Annotated in this window: 16 protein-coding genes, 1 pseudogene and 1 riboswitch; of the genes and pseudogenes, 12 read left to right on the forward strand and 5 right to left on the reverse strand. The window is 50.4% G+C overall.

The annotated features are described in order from the left end of the window. Positions 1-130 precede the first annotated feature (130 nt). The 11 genes and pseudogenes from JK211_RS02750 (at position 131) to yegS (ending at position 12,156) form a co-directional block, all read left to right on the forward strand. A pseudogene (locus JK211_RS02750) lies at positions 131-1,189 on the forward strand (alkene reductase). Positions 1,190-1,203: 14 nt separating this feature from the next. Beyond that, the gene (locus JK211_RS02755) at positions 1,204-1,932 is read left to right on the forward strand and encodes a pirin family protein (protein WP_212707149.1); all 729 of its coding nucleotides are present in this window, start codon (positions 1,204-1,206) and stop codon (positions 1,930-1,932) included. Between the two features lie 16 nt (positions 1,933-1,948). Further along, positions 1,949-2,539, forward strand: coding sequence for an isochorismatase family protein (locus tag JK211_RS02760; protein WP_249213745.1), 591 nt, complete (start codon positions 1,949-1,951; stop codon positions 2,537-2,539). A 62-nt stretch (positions 2,540-2,601) separates the two neighbouring features. Continuing rightward, positions 2,602-3,156 (forward strand): DUF924 family protein, encoded by a 555-nt coding sequence (locus JK211_RS02765; protein ID WP_212707150.1) that lies wholly within the window; start codon positions 2,602-2,604, stop codon positions 3,154-3,156. Positions 3,157-3,248: 92 nt separating this feature from the next. Further along, complete coding sequence (locus tag JK211_RS02770; protein WP_212707151.1) at positions 3,249-4,112, forward strand: SDR family oxidoreductase; 864 nt, start codon at positions 3,249-3,251, stop codon at positions 4,110-4,112. Between the two features lie 633 nt (positions 4,113-4,745). Then, positions 4,746-5,645, forward strand: a complete 900-nt coding sequence (locus JK211_RS02775) for a LysR family transcriptional regulator (RefSeq protein WP_249213165.1) — start codon at positions 4,746-4,748, stop codon at positions 5,643-5,645. A 319-nt stretch (positions 5,646-5,964) separates the two neighbouring features. Next, entirely contained in the window at positions 5,965-7,401 is a 1,437-nt protein-coding gene (gene mdtD / locus JK211_RS02780) for a multidrug transporter subunit MdtD (protein WP_212707152.1), read from the forward strand. After that, positions 7,398-8,792, forward strand: coding sequence for a two-component system sensor histidine kinase BaeS (gene baeS, locus JK211_RS02785; protein ID WP_212707153.1), 1,395 nt, complete (start codon positions 7,398-7,400; stop codon positions 8,790-8,792). The genes mdtD and baeS overlap by 4 nt, the downstream gene beginning before the upstream one ends. Continuing rightward, the gene (gene baeR / locus JK211_RS02790; RefSeq protein WP_212707154.1) at positions 8,789-9,499 is read left to right on the forward strand and encodes a two-component system response regulator BaeR; all 711 of its coding nucleotides are present in this window, start codon (positions 8,789-8,791) and stop codon (positions 9,497-9,499) included. The genes baeS and baeR overlap by 4 nt, the downstream gene beginning before the upstream one ends. 141 nt (positions 9,500-9,640) lie before the next feature. Continuing rightward, positions 9,641-11,017, forward strand: coding sequence for a tRNA 5-hydroxyuridine modification protein YegQ (gene yegQ / locus JK211_RS02795; RefSeq protein WP_212707273.1), 1,377 nt, complete (start codon positions 9,641-9,643; stop codon positions 11,015-11,017). Between the two features lie 224 nt (positions 11,018-11,241). Continuing rightward, the gene (yegS, locus tag JK211_RS02800; protein ID WP_212707155.1) at positions 11,242-12,156 is read left to right on the forward strand and encodes a lipid kinase YegS; all 915 of its coding nucleotides are present in this window, start codon (positions 11,242-11,244) and stop codon (positions 12,154-12,156) included. Here yegS and thiD read toward each other — a convergent pair whose 3' ends face one another. Then, a complete protein-coding gene (gene thiD, locus JK211_RS02805) occupies positions 12,157-12,957 on the reverse strand; it encodes a bifunctional hydroxymethylpyrimidine kinase/phosphomethylpyrimidine kinase (protein WP_212707156.1) in 801 nt (266 codons plus the stop codon). Then, positions 12,944-13,762, reverse strand: a complete 819-nt coding sequence (gene thiM / locus JK211_RS02810) for a hydroxyethylthiazole kinase (protein WP_212707157.1) — start codon at positions 13,760-13,762, stop codon at positions 12,944-12,946. The genes thiD and thiM overlap by 14 nt, the downstream gene beginning before the upstream one ends. Positions 13,763-13,801: 39 nt before the next feature. After that, positions 13,802-13,892: riboswitch (TPP riboswitch) on the reverse strand. A gap of 106 nt (positions 13,893-13,998) precedes the next feature. Here thiM and dbpA point away from each other — a divergent pair. Beyond that, positions 13,999-15,477, forward strand: coding sequence for an ATP-dependent RNA helicase DbpA (gene dbpA, locus JK211_RS02815; RefSeq protein ID WP_212707158.1), 1,479 nt, complete (start codon positions 13,999-14,001; stop codon positions 15,475-15,477). Positions 15,478-15,659: 182 nt separating this feature from the next. Here the strand turns inward: dbpA and JK211_RS02820 are convergent, their stop codons facing one another. The 3 genes from JK211_RS02820 to JK211_RS02830 are packed head-to-tail and all read right to left on the reverse strand — an operon-like array spanning position 15,660 to position 19,014. Beyond that, a complete protein-coding gene (locus tag JK211_RS02820) occupies positions 15,660-16,808 on the reverse strand; it encodes a DUF4056 domain-containing protein (protein WP_212707159.1) in 1,149 nt (382 codons plus the stop codon). Further along, the gene (locus JK211_RS02825; RefSeq protein ID WP_249212990.1) at positions 16,805-17,941 is read right to left on the reverse strand and encodes a BamA/TamA family outer membrane protein; all 1,137 of its coding nucleotides are present in this window, start codon (positions 17,939-17,941) and stop codon (positions 16,805-16,807) included. Before JK211_RS02825 ends, JK211_RS02820 begins: the two co-directional genes overlap by 4 nt. 5 nt (positions 17,942-17,946) lie before the next feature. Then, positions 17,947-19,014, reverse strand: a complete 1,068-nt coding sequence (locus JK211_RS02830) for a hypothetical protein (RefSeq protein ID WP_212707161.1) — start codon at positions 19,012-19,014, stop codon at positions 17,947-17,949. Positions 19,015-19,379 lie beyond the last annotated feature (365 nt).

Here is a 19,379-nt window from a genome sequence, read left to right on the forward strand (position 1 = left end):
GTTTACCCGTCACTGATTGATCCAAAAATGGAACAATCTAATCCAAAACACCCTCTTTATCCCCTGACAAGATCAGAGCATGATTACTCCATAATTTTGGAACAATCATTTTAGTACTGAGGTGATCCTTATGAGCAAACTGTTTACTCCGGTTAATTTGGGCCGTTACACACTCAAAAATCGCCTGGTTATGGCACCGATGACCCGTTCACGGGCTAATGCTGACGGAACTCCTGGCGAGCTTGCCGCATTATATTATGCACAGCGTGCGAGCATTGGCCTGATTATCGCCGAAGGCACTCAGCCGTCCGAAGACGGATAGGGATACCTGATGACTCCGGGAATTTATACTGATGCACATGTTGCTGGCTGGAAAAAAATTGCTGACGCTGTGCATCAAAAAGGCAGCAAATTATTCATTCAGCTTATGCATGCAGGCAGAATGTCCCACCCAGACAACACCCCCCATCACCGGCGGGGAGTCGGACCGTCTGCAATTGCACCTGGTTCTCAGATGTTTACTGCAACAGGTATGCAGGATATTCCCGTACCACGTGCGCTCAGTACTGATGAAGTGCATCAGACGATACAGGATTTCCGCTTTGCGGCACGTCGTGCTGTAGAAGCGGGAGCCGATGGCGTTGAAATTCATGGTGCAAATGCTTACCTCATTCATCAGTTTCTTGCACCGAGTGCGAATGTCCGTACTGATGAATATGGCGGTTCTGTTGAAAACCGGGCGCGTTTCGCAATTGAAGTCGCTAAAGCAGTCGCCGAAGAAATTGGTGCAGACCGGACTGGTATTCGTTTATCCCCGGGAATGAATATGTGGGGTATTGATGAAGGAACACAAAGCGAGGAGTTGTATCGTTATCTGAGTACCGAACTGAACAAACTAAAGCTCGCATATTTGCATATTATGCATATGAGTAATGAAAACTTATTGAAAGATATGCGGACCATTTGGAAAAGTGACCTGATTCTTAACCGTCCGGGGCGGCCACGTGAACAGGCTGGCCAGGATGTTGAGTCGGGACTGGCTGATCTGGAGTCTTACGGCACAATGGTACTGGCTAACCCTGACTTTGTTGAGAGACTGCAAACGGGTGCCCGCATGAACGAAGCTTATCGGGAAGGTTTTTTCGGGGGTACGGATAAATTCTATACCGATTACCCGGTAATAGGCTGATCGGAGGAAGGGTTATGACACCGGATATTGTCTCTCTTCGGAGAATGCGACATGGGGATAATTTTCGCGCAACTTCTTTACGTATGCCGGAAAATATTCAGGGCCCTGTGATCGGAGTTGATCATGCATGGATGAGCGGGCCTGTATTCCCGCCTCATCACCATGCGGGCCTGTCTGCAGTATCTTATGTATTTCTGGATTCGGAAACGGGTATAAATAACCGGGATAATATCGGTACCAGTAATTTTATCGCGCCGGGAGGAATGCACTGGACCACCGCTGGCCGGGGAATTATCCATGAGGAAGTTCCTGCTGAAAGTAACAAAACGGTACATTCTTTACAGATTTTTGTCGGGCTTTCGGCCGGCAAGCAGAGTATGCCACCAGAGGCTCTGCCCCTGGAAGCTTCTGAGATCCCGGTGGTGCGCACAGATAAATACAGTGTACGTATCCCGGCAGGTGATTTTCAGGGGATCAAATCCCCGCTGTTACCTCCTGAAGAGATCACGATACTGTATATCTCACTGGAGAAGAATGCGGTTATTGAGCTTCCCCTATCCGCTGACCACTGTGCTTTCATTCTCCCTGTCTACGGAGAAGTAAATATTGACGGGTTAAAATTTAACCACAATGATTTAAGGGTGCCGGTTTATTCATCACAGGATAAACCAGTAACTCTCTTTGCTGAGGCAACTGAAGAAAAAACAAAATTTATGTTTTTCTCTGGTCCTCCGCTTTCATAGAACTCAAGAGGAGTCGATGATGTCCTGGAACCGTTTTACTGCAGAAGACTGTGCTCTTTTACTTATCGATCATCAGGTCGGTACTATGGGATGGGCGAAATCTTTGCCTTTTGAGGAGCTGAAACGTAATGCATTAATGCTTGCTAAAACAGCCAAAATTCTGAATATCCCTGTTGTTCTGACCTCCAGCATGGAGGAATATGATCAGGGGCCATTATTCAGTGAGCTGGCCTCTGTTCTGCCTGACGAATTCGCGGCACGCATTAAGCGTGCCGGCATCGTCAACGCGATGGATGATGAAAATTTCTCACAGGCAGTGAAATCACTGGGCCGTAAAAAATTAATCCTCGCTGGTGTTACTAATGATGTATGCACCGTTTATCCGGCACTGAGTCTGGCCGGTGATGACTACGAGGTTCAGGTTGTAGCCGATGCCGGAGCTTCGCCGACAAAATTCGCTGATGATATTGCTCTGCGCCGGATGGAAAAAAATGGAGTAACGCTAACCAGCACCAATCAGGTTATCGCTGAACTTGTTGGTACCTGGGCATCACCTGAAGGTATGAAAATTGTTCAGGAAGTTGTAATGCCTGCATTGCAGGGATAATACATATCCCCTTCTGCTGCCAGTAGTCGGGGATAATTCATCATCCTATAGAGGCATTTCTGATGGCTACAAATAGATTGCCTGAATATCGGGACATCCTGGACTTCTGGTTTTTTTCCGAAAATAAACACCTCTGGTTCAAAAAAAATGATTATTTTGATCTGCTAATAAGAAAGCGGTTTTATCCTATCTGGATATCTGCCTGTCATGGAGAGTTATTTTCATGGCGGAGAAATGCCGGAGGCAGGCTGGCAGAAATAATTATACTGGATCAGTTTTCTCGAAATCTGAATCGGGGTTCAGGCAAAGCATACAGTCAGGATGGAATGGCGCTGATTCTTTCTCAGGAACTTGTTTCATCAAACATATGGGATGATCTGAACAGTGAGGAAAAAGCTATATCGTTGTTGCCATGGATGCATTCGGAATCACTGGTTATTCATGAAAAAGCTAAAGAATTATATAAGAGGATCCCTTTAGCAGGCTTCTATGAATATGAACTGAAACACAGTGAAATAATTGAAACTTTCGGAAGGTACCCGCACAGGAACGCGATCCTCAATCGTGACTCAACCCAGGGTGAATTAACATGGATGAAAAACAACCTTGGATTCTGATGGTTTCTATATAGCCACCATCACTTTTAATGAATACTAATCTGGCCTGTTAATTTATTTTCAGGCGTATATATAAAATCAAAGAGGCTAATATGACTGTTTTAGTTACAGGAAGCACCGGAACAATTGGTAAAGTTATTGTAAATAAACTGGCTGAGCAGGGTATTAATGTTCGGGCATTGATGAGAACTAAAAAAGAAGGCCTTTTCCCGGAAACGGTGACAACCGTCACCGGCGATATGACTTCAGTGTCTGATATGAAAAAAGCACTACAGGGAGTTGATACCTTATTCCTGTTAAATGCAGTTGTTCCGGATGAACTGACTCAGGCACTTATCACCCTCGATCTTGCGGTTGAGGCCGGTGTTAAAAATATTGTCTATTTCTCAGTGTTTAACCGCGAACATTTTATTAATGTCCCGCATTTTACCTCTAAATACACTGTAGAAAAGGCCATTAAAGAAAGTGGTCTTCATGCGACAATCCTTCAGCCAGCCTATTTTTATCAGAATGACTCAATGCTGCAGGAGGCAATTAAACACTATAATGCTTATCCAATGCCTGTAGGCAACCAGGGAGTCGCGATGGTTGATGCAAGAGATATTGCAGAAGTTGCTGCATTGGAAATCATACAGCGTGAGCATTCTGAGCAGCCATTGCCTTTAAAAACTATCGAAATCACCGGCCCTGACCTGATTACAGGTGAAAAAGCTGCCGCAGTCTGGAGCTCTGTTTTAGGAACATCTGTCAGCTATGCGGGAGATGATTTAGATGCTCTGGAAAATATGATGTTGCAGTTTGCTAATGAGACCCTGGCGAGAGATATGAAAATTATGTTCCGCAGTTTCCAGACAGGGGGTATGAAACCTGCCGCTGATACTGTAAGTAATGTTGAAAGCATTCTGAACAGAAAACTTAAAACCTATCAGGAGTTTATTGCTGAGTCAGTGAGATAAAACATCTGGCGATATGCAAACAGAGAAGAAAGCACGGTTACCCTGGCCCGATGGGTAATCGTGTCCCGGCCCTGTGATTATATATTACTCCCTGAGAACTGGTTAAACGTAAGTGGCAGGTATCTTTCCGGCAATATCTGCTTTATCTCACTTTCAACCTACGGATAACAGGGGTTCCGATTAACGCCATTAACAAACATTGCCAGCCACATTCTCCCGGCCTCGCTGTAGCATGGTGTCTTCATTATACTGGTTATGGTAACGACGGCTCTGCGTACACTCCCTGAAGTTCAGTATGATGAAACTGTATGTTCCTATGCTCAGCACGTCTGAAAACGCGTCCGTACCGTTGATGAGAAACATTCACCGACTGGTCAGGCACATAGTCTGGTCTTTTTATAGATATCTGCAGCGATAAAACAGCAGGCAACGATTTTTTCCTGTACAGATTTTTATCTGGCTGTGACTGTGGCAGGTATAGTATGTGTTTTTATCATGGTATTACAGTAATTGATAAAATAGAATCCCGTAATCAGCAAAGCGTAACTGATTAGCTGATTATAGGTTACTGTTCAACTACTCTTTTTAAAAGAGCGGACACCCTGATAAGAATGTTTATTCAGTATTGGTTTAATGACTATGAAAAATTACCTAAGTGATATGGCGCTTTTTGTCGAAGTGGTGAAAGCAAAAGGGTTCAGGAAAGCTGCAGAAATTACAGGTGTTCCAGGCTCAACGCTATCCCGCCGCATAAGTGTACTCGAAAAATCGACAGGGTTAAGATTGCTTAACAGAACTACGCGGAAGATCGAATTAACAGAGGCAGGACAAGTTTATTTTGACCGGTGTAAACGGATTGTGAATGAGGCACAGCTTGCCCATGAACAATTAGGCAGCATTTTAGCAAAACCCAGCGGTATCCTGAGAGTTTCCTTACCTGTTGACTTCGCTATTATTTATCTCGCGCCACTGGTTACTGAGTTTGCTGAACTGTATCCGGGTATAACATTTGACTTTGATCTGACCCCGCGAAAAGCTGATCTTATCAGTGACCCCTCAGATATTGCGATACGTATGGGAGAACCTGAAAATTCGTTACTTATTGCAAGACGTATCGCCACACTGACAGCAAAATTATATACATCTCCTGAATATATTCAGCGTTCAGGTATGCCCGAATCCCCCGCGGATCTTCAGCATCATGAGTGTCTCGGAATGCTGAAAACCCGTACCTGGACTCTTTGTTCACCGACAAAAAAAGAAACAGTCCCTGTCAGCGGTCGATTTTCTTTGAATAATGTGGGGATGATTAAGCGTCTTGTCGTTCTGGGACAGGGGATCATGCTGGTCCCCGAAGAAGTCGTGTCTGACGAGCTGACTTCCGGGAAAATCATACCTATACTGCCTGAGTGGCACAGCATACCACAGCCCGTATACGCACTTACCGAAACACGCCTGATTCCGGCGAAGACACAGAAATTTATAGATTTTATCAAGCTACGGCTTTCACAGAAAACACATCCCGACCGGTAATCTGCGGATGATTGTTCTTACCCGGCAATAACGGAATGCGACTGACTAAGTAAACGCTTAATTCAGAGGTTACTCACATTAAAATCCCTGTCAGCCTCTATAAATTAATCAGTGATGATAACTGCTTTAACACTTACCCCCTGCCATCACTGTTTAGTACATTACTTCTGGCGCTCAGTGACGGAAATAGGGAAGAATGACGGCAACCGCCGGGGGGCTGATTATCAGTCAGTTACTCACCCTCTGTCCCCCCCCCGGAGCTGTTCCTGATAATGGATAAACTCAGAAGACGCCAGGCTCTGTCACAGGAAACAGACGAATGAATAAAACCGCCCACGCCGATGCCCCGCCACACCCCGTATCGGTACGCTGGCAGTTATGGATTGTCGCTGTCGGTTTTTTTATGCAGTCACTGGACACCACAATTGTAAATACGGCGTTGCCATCAATGGCCAAAGCTCTGGGCACCAGTCCGTTGAATATGCATATGGTGATTGTCTGTTATGTACTTACGGTCGCCGTGATGTTGCCCCTGAGTGGCTGGTTATCTGACCGCTGTGGGGTGCGTAACGTATTTTGCGGAGCGATTAGTTTGTTTACCCTGGGCTCCCTGTGTTGTGCCTTATCTGCAAACACCGACCAGCTAATTCTGTCACGGATCCTGCAGGGCATCGGCGGAGCAATGATGGTTCCGGTGGGCAGGCTGACGGTGATGAAAATTGTTCCGCGGGCCCAATATATGGCGGCAATGACATTTGTCACCTTACCCGGCCAGTTGGGGCCGCTGGCTGGCCCGACGCTGGGGGGGATACTGGTCGAATATGCCAGCTGGCACTGGATTTTTCTGATCAATCTGCCGGTCGGTATTATCGGCATTATCGCCACCCTGAAATTACTGCCCAATTACCGTTTGCCACCCCGCCGTTTCGACTTCGGGGGATTTCTGCTGCTGGCAATTCCGATGGCAACCCTGACGCTGGCTCTGGAGAGCCATCAATGGACAATCACGCGACAGGGGGTATGGCCGTGGCTGTTGCTCAGTTGCGGCATCGGTTGTCTGCTGTGGTATCCCTGTTATGCCCGTCACCGGGATAATGCGTTGTTCAGCCTCGATTTATTCAAAAACAGGGTCTACCGGACAGGACTGATTGGCAGTATGCTGGCCCGTACCGGCAGTGGTATGCTGCCCTTTGTAATGCCACTCTTCTTACAACTGGCACTGGGTTACAGCCCTTTTCATGCCGGGCTGATGATGATTCCGATGGTCGTCGGCAGTATGCTGATAAAACGCGTGGTAGTACGGCTGGTAAACCGGGCTGGCTACCGTAACGCCCTGACCGGCGCGACCCTGTTGCTGGGTACGATCGTCCTGCTGCTGCCATTACTGATAAAATTCAACCTGCAGGGCGGATTACCGTTACTGCTGTTCCTGCTCGGCGGTGTCAACTCGATACGTTTTACCACCATGAATACCCTGACCCTGAAAGAATTACCCGATACGCTGGCATCCTCCGGTAACAGTCTGTTGTCGATGGTGATGCAACTGTCGATGAGTACCGGGGTCAGCCTGGCCGGATTACTGCTGGCAGCCTTCAGCGGCGGCCAGGTCACTGACAAGGCTGCGATGCTCAGTACCTTTAGTTATCTGTGGGTAGCTATCGGTATTTTCCTGTGGCTGCCTGTCGCCGTGTTCTGGTTTATCCCTGCCGGCCTCAGCCGTAACAGCCAGTTAAAAAAATCAGGTAAGCCATTATGAAATACCGCTGGCCCTTTACTATCGGCAGTAAGCTATTCATCACTCTATTTGCCACCTGTTTACTGGTACTGGTCACCATGCACTGGGCGGTCAGGATCAGCTTTGAACACGGCTTTGTCGATTATATCCGCGAAAGTAATGAACAGCGGCTGAACCTGCTCAGTGAGGCGCTGGCAGAACAATATGAACAGCACGGCAACTGGGACTTTATGCGGAATAATAACCGCATGATTTACACTCTGCTTCATTCCCTGGAACAGAACCAGCAACAGAGTAATTACCCGCAACCCGGCTGGCGGACGCCCTTCTGGATCGTTGACAGTCACTGTCGGGTGCTGCTGGGGCCCCGTGAGAAAATCCCCGCCGAACGGGTGGAGCATCCTGTCACTACCAGTCAGGGAACAATTGTCGGCTGGGTATTAGGTTCACCTCCGGAACAACTGACCCGCAGTACTGATATCAGCTTTGACCAGCAACAGAAAAGAGCCAGCTGGAGCATCGTCGGTTTAATTACCCTGCTGGCAGCAATTGTTGCCTGGCTGCTGGCCAGGGGCTTACTGGCCCCCGTGAAACGTCTGGTCAATGGCACACACCAGCTGGCGGCAGGCCAGCTGAACACCCGGGTGGAGGTCACCACCGGTGATGAACTGGGGCAACTGGCCCGTGATTTTAATCAGTTGGCCGAATCACTGGAGAAAACCGAAACCAATCGCCGCGCCTTTATGGCTGACATTTCTCATGAACTGCGCACGCCGCTGGCGATATTGCAGGGAGAACTGGAAGCGATTCAGGATGGTGTCCGCAAGCTAACCCCGGAGGCGATACAATCCCTGCAGAGTGAAGTCATGATCCTGAAGAAAATGGTCGATGATCTCCACCAGCTGGCTCTCTCCGATGCCGGTGCATTGCGTTACCAGATGATGGACTGTGACCTGAGCGAATTGCTGACCAGTCTTACAGAAACGTTCCGCCCGCGCTTTACCGCCGCAGGCCTGTCTCTGGAGTGCCAGTGCCCTCCGGAGGTACCGTTCCATGGTGATATCAACAGACTGAACCAGTTGTGCCACAATTTGCTGGAAAACAGCCTGCGCTATACCCGGTCTCCCGGCAGCCTGGAGATTCGCCTGACAGCGCAAGAAAATGACTGGCTGTTGCAGTTTTCTGACAGTGCCCCGGGCCTGACTACAGAGCAACAGCAGCATATTTTTGACCGTTTTTACCGGGCAGAAGATTCCCGCAATCGTGCCAGCGGCGGCTCCGGTCTGGGGCTGGCTATTTGCCGGGCGATTGCCGAAGCGCACCAGGGATCAATCAGCAGCCAGCACTCGCTCACCGGAGGTGTTACTATCAGGGTGATATTACCTTTCACTTCAGGCGGACGACCGTTATGACCGGGCAGTTACAGACAGCACATATTATGATCGTTGAAGATGAGCCAAAGCTGGCACAACTGCTGGTGGATTATTTGCAGGCTGCCGGTTACCGCACCACTGTAATTCACCGTGGTGACGAGGCGATTTACCAGCTAAAAATGCTGCAACCCGATTTAATGATCCTTGACCTGATGCTGCCGGGCAAAGACGGGCTGAGTATTTGTCGTGAACTCCGTCAGTTTTCAGATCTGCCGGTCATTATGCTGACAGCACGCAGTGAGGAAATCGATCGCCTGCTGGGCCTTGAAATTGGTGCCGATGACTATGTATGTAAGCCGTTCAGCCCGCGGGAGGTGGTGGCGCGGGTGAAAATAATTCTGCGGCGTTGTCTGGTAAGCCGTGAAGCACAGTATACCCGGCCTGCGGGGCTGCTGATTGATACGGGACGTTTTCAGGCCAGCTGGGAAAATCAGCCCCTGGAGCTGACACCTGCCGAATTCCGCTTACTGAAAACCTTGTCACAGGAACCGGGTAAAGTTTTTACCCGCGAACAATTGCTCAACCTGCTGTACGATGACTATCGTGTGGTTACCGACCGGACTATCGACAGTCATATTAAAAATCTGCGGCGTAAGCTGGAAAATCTGGACAGCGACCAGACTTTTATCCGTGCTGTTTATGGTATCGGTTATCGCTGGGATGCCGACAAAAGCCGGCTTCACTGATCCGCGTCATCCTGCCACGAAGTGATTTACATCGTTAGCGTCCCCCTCTACAATTCCCCTTCTTTTTGTAGGGTCGAATTTTTTCGTCCCGGATAACACTCACTGAGTGTCCTGACCTGATATCAGAAAACGAGAATGACCATGTCCAAGCCTGAACTGCTTTCCCCCGCCGGTACCCTGAAAAATATGCGCTATGCATTTGCCTACGGTGCAGATGCTGTCTATGCCGGTCAGCCACGTTACAGTCTGCGGGTTCGCAACAATGAATTCAGCCATGAGAATCTCCGGCAGGGTATTCAGGAAGCTCATGCCCTCGGTAAAAAGTTTTATGTGGTCGTCAACATTGCGCCGCACAACGCTAAGCTGAAAACCTTTATCCGTGATCTGCAACCGGTGGTGGATATGCAGCCGGATGCACTGATTATGTCCGATCCCGGGCTGATTATGCTGGTGCGTGAAGCCTTTCCCGACATCGCTATCCATCTGTCAGTACAGGCCAATGCTGTTAACTGGGCTACGGTTCGTTTCTGGCAGCAGATGGGGCTTAGCCGGGTTATTTTATCCCGTGAGTTATCTCTCGAAGAAATCGGCGAAATTCGCGCTCAGGTACCGGAAATGGAACTGGAAGTTTTCGTCCATGGCGCGTTATGTATGGCCTATTCGGGTCGTTGCCTGTTATCCGGATATCTGAACAAACGCGATCCTAATCAGGGAACCTGTACCAATGCCTGCCGCTGGGATTACCGGATGGAAGAAGGTAAAGAGGATCTGAACGGTAATATCGTCGAAAAATACCCGCCGATTCCGGTTAAACAGGCTGAACCGACTCTTGGCAGCGGACCAGTCACCGACAAAGTTTTCCTTATCACCGAAAAAATGCGGCCGCAGGAGCCGATGAGTGCTTTTGAAGATGAACACGGCACTTATATTATGAATTCAAAAGATCTGCGAGCCGTGGCCCATGTCGAACGTTTGAGTCAGTTGGGCGTTCATTCGCTGAAAATCGAGGGCCGCACCAAATCGTTTTATTATTGTGCCCGCACCGCACAGGTATATCGCCGGGCGATTGATGATGCTGCGGCAGGCAAGCCTTTTGATACCAGTTTGTTACAGACACTGGAAGGGCTGGCACACCGCGGTTATACCGAGGGTTTTCTGCGCCGCCATACCCATGACAGTTACCAGAATTATCAGCAGGGATATTCTGTCTCTGACCGGCAGCAATTTGTCGGTGAATTCACCGGCCAGCGCCAGGGTGACTATGCGGAAGTTGCGGTAAAAAATAAATTTCTGCTGCACGACTGTTTAGAAATCATGACACCTGCCGGTAACCTGACTTTCACTCTGCAGGAAATGCAAACAGCCAAACGGCAACCCGCTGCGGTCGCCCCGGGAGATGGCCATAAGGTATGGCTGTTGGTACCACAGGATATCAGCCTCGACTACGCTCTGTTACTGCGAAATCTGCCGGAAGGGTCGACAACTCAGGCACCACACAGCCACGCAGTACAGGCATAACTTTTCGCTATTTAGAATCAGATCACAGTTATCTGCTGAGCCTGCGGCTAAAATAGCCCCATTATAAAAAAGGATAAAGACTGTCTGATTACCTCAGAATCCACCTTATTTACCCGCCAGGTCCCCCCGGCGGGTTTCTTTTTTTCAGCCTGTCGCCAGTGAAGCCTGCCGCGCTTTTATGTTATAAATTCCGGTAGTCTGTTTACAGTGCCGGGAAAAAATTCATGAATTCCACCAGCAAAGCTGTTGTGATCCTTAACGGAAAGAGTGCCGCTAATGAGCAGTTACGTCAGGCAGTCATAGATCTGCGGGCCGGCGGGTATCAGATCGAGGTACGGGTCACCTGGGAGGCGGGAGATACACAACGCTATCTGCAGGAAGCCCTTAGCCTGCAGGCAGATACGGTGATTGCCGGAGGCGGTGACGGCACCATTAATCAACTGGTCAGTTGCCTGGCACAACTGCCACCGGCACAGCGTCCGGTTCTCGGTATCCTGCCTCTGGGCACAGCGAATGACTTTGCCCGCAGCGCTGGTATCCCTGAACAGATGGCACCGGCATTACAACTGGCTGTCAGTGGAACTGTATCGGCAGTTGATATCGTGACCGTCAACCGGCAGCGTTATTTTATCAATATGGCGACCGGTGGCTTCGGCACCAGAATCACCACCGAAACCCCGGATAAACTGAAAGCCGCACTCGGCGGTGTATCTTATGTGATACATGGCTTGCTGCGTATGGACACCCTGAAAGCAGATCACTGTGAAATTATCAGCGAAACCTTTCACTGGCAGGGCGATGCCCTGGTGATCGGTATCGGTAACGGCCGTCAGGCTGGGGGCGGGCAGCGTTTGTGCCCTTCCGCATTTATCAACGATGGTCTGATGGATATCAGCATCGTTACGGCGCAGCAATGGCTGCCGGGCATTGTCCATAACCTGACGGGGAATAGCGATAACCCCGCCATAACCAGCGCCCGTTGTCGTTCACTGGAGATTAAAGCCCGTCACCCGATGACATTTAACCTTGACGGTGAACCCCTGAGTGGCGAGCACTTCCGGATGGAACTACTGCCACAGGCAGTGCGCTGCAGGCTGCCGGAAGAGTGCCCGCTGCTGAGCCACCGGCAACAAGCGTGATCACCACCAGCGATAAAAATGATGTACCGGGCCGTTACCTTTACCTGCCTGTAATGTATCGGCCATTTCTATCGCCCCGCACAGCCACTGCTTAGCCGCATCCACGGTTGCCGCCCAGTCCGGATAACGGGGCCGTAGTGCACAGAGCGCCGCCGATAAACTGCATCCGGTACCGTGGGTATGACGGGTGTTAATCCGCAGGGTGGTAAAACGTTTCTGAAAACCGTCACTGACCAGCCAGTCCGGACTTTCTTCTCCGCCCAGATGCCCGCCTTTGATTAAAACGGCCTGGCATCCGGTTTCCAGTAACTTTTGCGCCTGCAACAGCATTTCCTGCTCGCTGACTGCTTCACGGCATCCCAGCAAGGCAGCAGCTTCCGGGAGATTCGGGGTGATCAGCGACATCCGGGGTAACAGTTTATCCCGCAACAGACTCACAGCCTGAGGATCCAGCAGAGGATCGCCGCTTTTGGCCAGCATAACCGTATCCAGTACCCGCCAGGGAACCGTGCAGTGACTCAAATCATCAGCCATAGCACGGATAATCTCTGCGTTATGCAGCATACCCAGTTTCAGGGTATCGATACGAATATCGTCCATCACTGCGGCAAGTTGTTCGCGCACAAAATCCGCCGCCACCGCCCGGACTGAACGTACCCCACAGGTATTCTGGGCGACCAGGGCAGTAATCACACTGGTACCGTAGGCGCCCAGCGCAGAAAAGGTTTTTAAATCAGCCTGAATACCCGCCCCACCGCTGGGATCCGTTCCGGCAATAGTTAATGCATTAATTCGCCGCATTGTCTTGTCCCTCCTGTCGATGGGTCTGGCATAGCTGCCAGAGAGCATCGATTAACGCGATTGAAAAACTGCCGGGCCCGCGGGACTGTTGTGCTGCCTGTTCAGCAGCCTGTGACATCAGCCAGCAGGCTGTCGCCACATGATATAACCGGTTGCCGGGCAACGTGCTGAATGCTGCCACCAGGGCTGATAACCCGCAGCCAGTACCGGTCACGGCCGTCATTAACGGGGACCCTCCTGTCAGCGTCAGGACAAGATGACCATCGGTAACATAGTCAGTCGCCCCTGATACCACCACAATACAGTTCTGATCTGCCGCCAGCTGTACCGCCGCGCTCACTGCCCGGCATGAATCATCCTTGCTGTCCATCCCCCGCCCGCCTTTTCCGGCCCCCGCCAGTGCCAGAACTTCAGAACCGTTGCCGCGGATCACCGCCGGAGAAAAATCCAGCAACTGCCGGCAAAAATCGCTGCGCAGTGGTAATACTCCCATCGCGACCGGGTCCAGTGTCCAGGGAACTGCGGCGCGGTTGGCGGACTCCACAGCGGCCTGCATCGCGGGGATTGCCTCGCGGGTCAGGGTACCGACATTAATCAGTAGTGCTGACGCATGCGCCGCCATCACCGGCGCTTCCTGCAGATCAATGACCATGGCCGGAGACGCTGAGCTGGCAAGCAATATATTGGCGGTCAGTGACTGTACCACCTGGTTGGTCATACAATGCACCAGCGGCGGGGTCACCCCATAGAGATGCCGTGAGGCGGAAGCTTCACGGGCAGAAAAAGAAGAATAAACCACTGACATTTCAACGCTCCTGACGGGCATCAGGAAACGGATACCGCATACAGCAGTATCAGACTTCCCTCCGCCGGCATTATCCGGTTCAGGTTCAACGGGTGTTTCTCAGCCATAACCGGCACCCCGAGTCATCATACGTCGTACAGGGTAAGGCAACTCTCTGCCGCTGCGCAAGTCACAACTATAATTCCGTCGCGGCGAAATTATTTTAGCTCTGCCGAAGCAGGCGGATCTCTGCTATTATGTCTGCTTATATATCCAGCCTGACGGTACTGTTTGCATCACTGCGCAGCCCCGGCAGTCCTGCGTCCCCTGATAATTGTCTGAGTAGAGTACACCCTGTGACCCAATCATTTGCATCTCTGTCGCTGCCCGCTGCGCAGCTCGAAAACCTTACCGAACTCGGTTATTCGGCTATGACGCCGGTACAGGCTGAGGCGTTACCGGTTATTTTACAGGGCCATGATGTCCGTGCGCAGGCAAAGACCGGGAGCGGAAAAACAGCCGCCTTCGGCATCGGCCTGTTACAGAAAATAGATGCTTCGCAGTTTACCACTCAGGCAATGGTGTTATGCCCGACCCGTGAACTGGCGGATCAGGTCACCAAAGAACTGCGCCGTCTGGCACGCTACATTCCGAATATTAAAATTCTGACCCTGTGCGGTGGTCAGCCGATGGGTCATCAGCTGGCATCTCTGGCCCATGCTCCTCACATTGTGGTGGGTACGCCGGGACGTCTTCAGGAACATCTGCGCAAGCAGAGTTTACTGGTTCAGGGACTGCACGTACTGGTGCTCGATGAAGCTGACCGTATGCTTGACATGGGATTCAGTGAAGCGATTGATGATATTATCGGCTATCTGCCGGTCAAACGTCAGACACTGCTGTTTTCCGCCACCTACCCGCAGGGCATTGAAACTATCAGTGCACGGATCCAGCGTTCACCGGTCAGTATTACGACCGGTGATGTGTCGGTACTTCCGGATATTGAACAACAATTTTATGAAGCCTCACGCGGCGGAAAACTGTCACTGCTGAAAACGTTACTCGGCCACCATCAGCCTTCTTCCTGCGTCGTTTTCTGTAATACCAAACGCGACTGCCAGCAAGTCTGTGAGGCTCTGACGGAACAAGGGATCAGTGTGGCCGCGCTGCACGGTGATTTAGAACAGCGTGACCGTGATCAGGTGCTGATACGTTTTGCTAACCATAGCTGCCGGGTACTGGTCGCTACGGATGTGGCTGCCCGCGGACTGGATATTAAAGATCTGCCGATGGTCGTAAACTATGAACTTTCTTTCGACCCGGAAGTTCACGTACACCGGATAGGCCGTACCGCCCGTGCAGGTGGCAAAGGTCTGGCCGTGAGTCTGGTCGCCCCGGCAGAGATCACGCGGGCTAACGCACTGGAAGATTATATCGACCTGAAACCACAGTGGTTGTCAGCCGGTGACCTCACCGTTACTGCCGGAGTATCACTGGAGGCCGACAAGGTAACACTCTGTATCGACGGTGGCCGTAAAGCCAAAATACGCCCCGGTGACATTCTTGGCGCTCTGACCGGGGATGCCGGACTGACAGCCGATGATGTCGGTAAAATTGATATGTCAGCGATGCATGCTTATGTGGCTATTCGTAAAGCAGCGGCCAGTAAGATGTTTCGTCAGCTACAACAGCTGAAAATCAAAGGTAAGAACTGCAAGGTCAGATTACTGAAATAATTATTGCCGCTTTCTGCTTAGCTCTCCGCCCCGCTGGCGGGCGGAGAGCGTTCTTATTTTTTACAGTTACCACCGGCTGGCTTTTCTGACCATTTCACGAATAGCAGTTTCAGATGCAGGGCTGACCGCAGGGTGACTTTAGCTGCAATCCGTCTTAATAACCGGCCGATGCTGGCTGACGTTCAGCGCTTCCCGACGCTATTTTTTTGCAACTGTCGCTGATCACTTTTCTGTGCCGCCTCTGCCAGCGCAGGAAAATCCTGCCAGCGGTAAAATGTTTCCGGTGCAGGAAGCCTGACCATCGATTTACCGGGCAGCAATCGTAATTCGGCCAGAGAGTTAATTTGCTCACCGGCATAGCTGGCAGGAAATGTCAGGGGCAGACTGGCTTCCGGTTCTCCCGGGACCGGGGTCGGTACCCTGTCATTGCCGGTCAGATAATTACGTTTCAGCAACAGGAACTTTTCCGGTACCGCTTTGCTGCTGTCCCACCACAATTTATCGACCATATCAAAATGAAAACGTGTCTGGCTGGCACTGACCGCGCCGAGACGGTGTAACGCCTGTGGCAGTATTGTCGTCATCGCCAGATTAAAACCACGTTTACTGTAACCGTGTCCGGTCAGCAATAACGTCGCCGCCAGCCTGGCCCCGACCATATTTGAGTAGAGATCTTCCGGCGAGAAGGCTGAAATCCCCTCAGAAAAACCGGGAATTGATTCGAAACCATACCACTGAGCAACTTCATGCCAGGCTGCAATATCATAGGCAATTGTCGCCGCGATCCATACGGCCAGTGTATAGGCCTGTGCCGGATCCTTCGGTGGGGTAAATGCCCTGAAAACCACTTGTCGTTTTGCCAGCTCTTCCTCACCGGGAGAAAGGGTAAAGGCGGTGCCCAGTCTTGGGTATAGCTGGCTGAATAACCAGAAAGTCATATCCGCACTGTCACGAATATGAGCAGTATCAATAAACCCGCCACGCAGAGTATAAACAATACCGTTATGCTCTTTTCCCAGCCCGCTAAGCGCCAGTAATGAATTCCAGTGACTGTCGTTATAGTTATGTCTGCCGAGGTTATCTGTTTCAGCGACATTATTAATCCGGTAAAAAGGTACCGGTACGCCCAGCAGTTGCGTTTTCAACCGGTAACCAAAAGCACAGCAAGGCCGCAGACCATCAGGCGGTGACAGCGGCACGCTGACCGGCCAGGCTTCTGCGGCCTGCTGCTGAGGAATATGGGAAAAATCACTGCCGATCTCAATACGGGCGGATACGGGTGATGTGCTGAATAATACCGCTAACAGCGGCGCGTAAATCCATCCTTTCAAAAAGCTTCTCCTGCCTGAAAATAAAAAGCACTGCTGTTTTTACCTATTCCGTAGTCCAGCCGGATATTGACGCCCGGTTTAAACGCAAACCGGTATCCGGCCCCGATGGTCGGTAACCAGCGCTGCCCTGCAGCGGCTGAAAAATGTGATGCCATAGTGCCGCTGCCAATCCAGCCGACAATACCGTTTCGCCAGCTAAGTGACTGACGGTATTCAAGCTGGGTACTGATAACATCACGTTCGCGGTAACGTCCCGGGTAATACCCCCGGAAATGATCACTGTCCCCCAGTGATGGCAGCATATTCCACGGCACCTGGCCGCTGGTAAAAGCGCCATTGATCTCCCAGGCCAGTACCCGTTTTTTATCAATTTCATGGTAAGCGCTAAAATGGGCCGTCCATGCATCAAAACGCGTATTGCTGCCGGTTTGCGGGCTGTAGCGGATATATTGCAGGCTGGCTGAAATACCTTTATGCGGGTTAGGTAAAAAGTCCCGGCTGTCATAGCTCAGGCTAATCAGTGGCCCGCTACTGAACACTCCGCGCCCGTCGGCTTCCAGGGCAGGCCCGTTTTTTTGAGGATCATGTACCGATCCGGCCTGCATGTTGTTCAGCGACCAGCCCAGCCCGAAATAAGTCCGGCTGGCTATCTGCCGCATCACCTGCGGCATCATGCTGATTTCCCGTGCAACGTAGCGCTGTTTATTCCGGTTATTACTGCCAGCGCGAAACCCTTTTCCCCAGTACCATGTCGGGGTATCGCTTAGCTCTCCCTGTACAAAGAATCGCCACTTGTCCTGGTCATAAAACCCGTAATTATTGACCTGCAGTCCGAATGCGCCGGTGCTGCTGGCATAACCACTTAATGTGACTGATGAATTCTGACTGATATGATCATCGGGATCGGGCCGGTATAACCCGGCGACCACCGCCCCCACCCCGGCGCCCAGCTCCGGTGTATAGAAGGGGCCCGGCATAATTCCCCAGTCGATCCCCTGGTCCGGATTAAACGTTCGGTTAGCCCCGAGGGGAGCCAGCCAGCGGTCAACCTGTTGTCGGGTGGGGATTATTCCGGCGGCTGCCTCTGAGGGCCAGAGAATTACAGCCAGTATCAGCACACTCAGCCGCCGCAGTAACATCAGAAACGATACTCTCCGGATACCATAATGCTGTTGCGCTGAGCAAAGCCCAGTTCTGCGGCAATATTAAAATGCCGGGTAATGCTGTACTGTGCGCCCGCCAGTACATTCCAGGGGGACTGCAAATGCTGCTTAACATCAAAACGGCCATTACCATTTCGGTTAGCCAGAGCCATTAATTGCTGTAATGAACCCGGCATCGCCAGATCGTTAAGACTGCCTTTAAATTCCTGCTGAACATCCTGATACATGGTCCCTACCCAGACATTCAGTTTTCCGGGTTCCAGCCCTATCGCACGGATCCCCGGAGTGGTAAAGCGGTAACCTACGCGCGGTGACAAGGTAAAGGCATTAATACTGCCATCGAGAATATCGAACCTTGTCTGGGTATAGTTAAAGTCCACCAGCCCGTACCAGTCACCGACCCCTCCGGCCAGCACTGTCCCGACGCCATACGTGGTGCCTTTAAACTTAAGTTCAAAATTCAGATTATCGAACTGCCCTGCGTTATGCATGTTGTGCACCACACCGGAGATTAGCTGGTTCAGAAAGTCCCCTTTAAACTGAGAGGGGTCGGAATCAACGCCAATCGCTGAAATGGAATGACCACGGGTTTTACCGACAATCCCGTACAGGTTCCAGAACGGCAGCAGCCAGGCATCCAGCCGCAGAGTCGTCGTTTTACTGTATTGCCGGGTTTTACTGGCATCTATATTAAACAGGTTGGATGGGAAATTGAGTTTTCCCAGGCCAAGTCCGCTAAAATTAATCGAGTCAACACTGATATTCTGGCGAATGTTCATATAATTAATACCGATACCAAAAGGTTCCGGTAATTCATATCCCATTTGTACTGCTTTATCGCCAAGCAACGGGAACCAGCGATCATAGTGTTTAATTGCCGGAGGCGTCGGGGGCTGACTATTCAGCCGGTTATCTGCCGCCGGTATCTGGCTGGATTCCGGAAGCTGATACAGGGAGCTAAGGTCCCGGGGCGTGGCTGCAAAAGATTCGGTAAATATGCCGGGAATAGCCAATAACCCCAGGGCCAGATATCTGATTTTCATTGTTTTTACGATCTGCCATTGCCAGAAATAATAAATAAATACCGCGGTAAAGTGGCTGAAATTATGCGGCAGCCGTTAAATAACTTATCAGCATAACGTGCTAACAAATATAATATTTTAAATTAAAATATTACATTTAAATTAATTTAAATTTATTAATTCTTAACAGATAAATAAAAAGAATGAATTATAAGAAAAAATATATCAGATGTTATCAGAAACAGTTAATTAAGCGGGCTGATAATGAAGGAAATGATTAATAACGTGCGAAATATGAAGTGTAATTAATATATATAATTCATCATTGTATAATGCTGATTATATTAAATCCGCGGACTGTGAGCAGGCTGGCGGATAAAGAATAG

Source organism: Tatumella sp. JGM130, from assembly GCF_018257525.1.
In the GTDB taxonomy this organism is placed as follows: Bacteria; Pseudomonadota; Gammaproteobacteria; order Enterobacterales; family Enterobacteriaceae; genus Tatumella; species Tatumella punctata.

Excerpts from the sequence above, each read along its gene's own strand:
- dbpA (WP_212707158.1), top strand. The coding sequence starts at position 13,999 with ATGTCTGCTTATATATCCAGCCTGACGGTACTGTTTGCATCACTGCGC.
- thiD (WP_212707156.1), bottom strand. The coding sequence starts at position 12,957 with ATGCGGCGAATTAATGCATTAACTATTGCCGGAACGGATCCCAGCGGT.
- JK211_RS02755 (WP_212707149.1), top strand. The coding sequence starts at position 1,204 with ATGACACCGGATATTGTCTCTCTTCGGAGAATGCGACATGGGGATAAT.
- JK211_RS02760 (WP_249213745.1), top strand. The coding sequence starts at position 1,949 with ATGATGTCCTGGAACCGTTTTACTGCAGAAGACTGTGCTCTTTTACTT.
- JK211_RS02765 (WP_212707150.1), top strand. The coding sequence starts at position 2,602 with ATGGCTACAAATAGATTGCCTGAATATCGGGACATCCTGGACTTCTGG.
- yegQ (WP_212707273.1), top strand. The coding sequence starts at position 9,641 with ATGTCCAAGCCTGAACTGCTTTCCCCCGCCGGTACCCTGAAAAATATG.
- thiM (WP_212707157.1), bottom strand. The coding sequence starts at position 13,762 with ATGTCAGTGGTTTATTCTTCTTTTTCTGCCCGTGAAGCTTCCGCCTCA.
- JK211_RS02775 (WP_249213165.1), top strand. The coding sequence starts at position 4,746 with ATGACTATGAAAAATTACCTAAGTGATATGGCGCTTTTTGTCGAAGTG.
- yegS (WP_212707155.1), top strand. The coding sequence starts at position 11,242 with ATGAATTCCACCAGCAAAGCTGTTGTGATCCTTAACGGAAAGAGTGCC.
- JK211_RS02830 (WP_212707161.1), bottom strand. The coding sequence starts at position 19,014 with ATGAAAATCAGATATCTGGCCCTGGGGTTATTGGCTATTCCCGGCATA.
- baeR (WP_212707154.1), top strand. The coding sequence starts at position 8,789 with ATGACCGGGCAGTTACAGACAGCACATATTATGATCGTTGAAGATGAG.
- baeS (WP_212707153.1), top strand. The coding sequence starts at position 7,398 with ATGAAATACCGCTGGCCCTTTACTATCGGCAGTAAGCTATTCATCACT.
- mdtD (WP_212707152.1), top strand. The coding sequence starts at position 5,965 with ATGAATAAAACCGCCCACGCCGATGCCCCGCCACACCCCGTATCGGTA.
- JK211_RS02770 (WP_212707151.1), top strand. The coding sequence starts at position 3,249 with ATGACTGTTTTAGTTACAGGAAGCACCGGAACAATTGGTAAAGTTATT.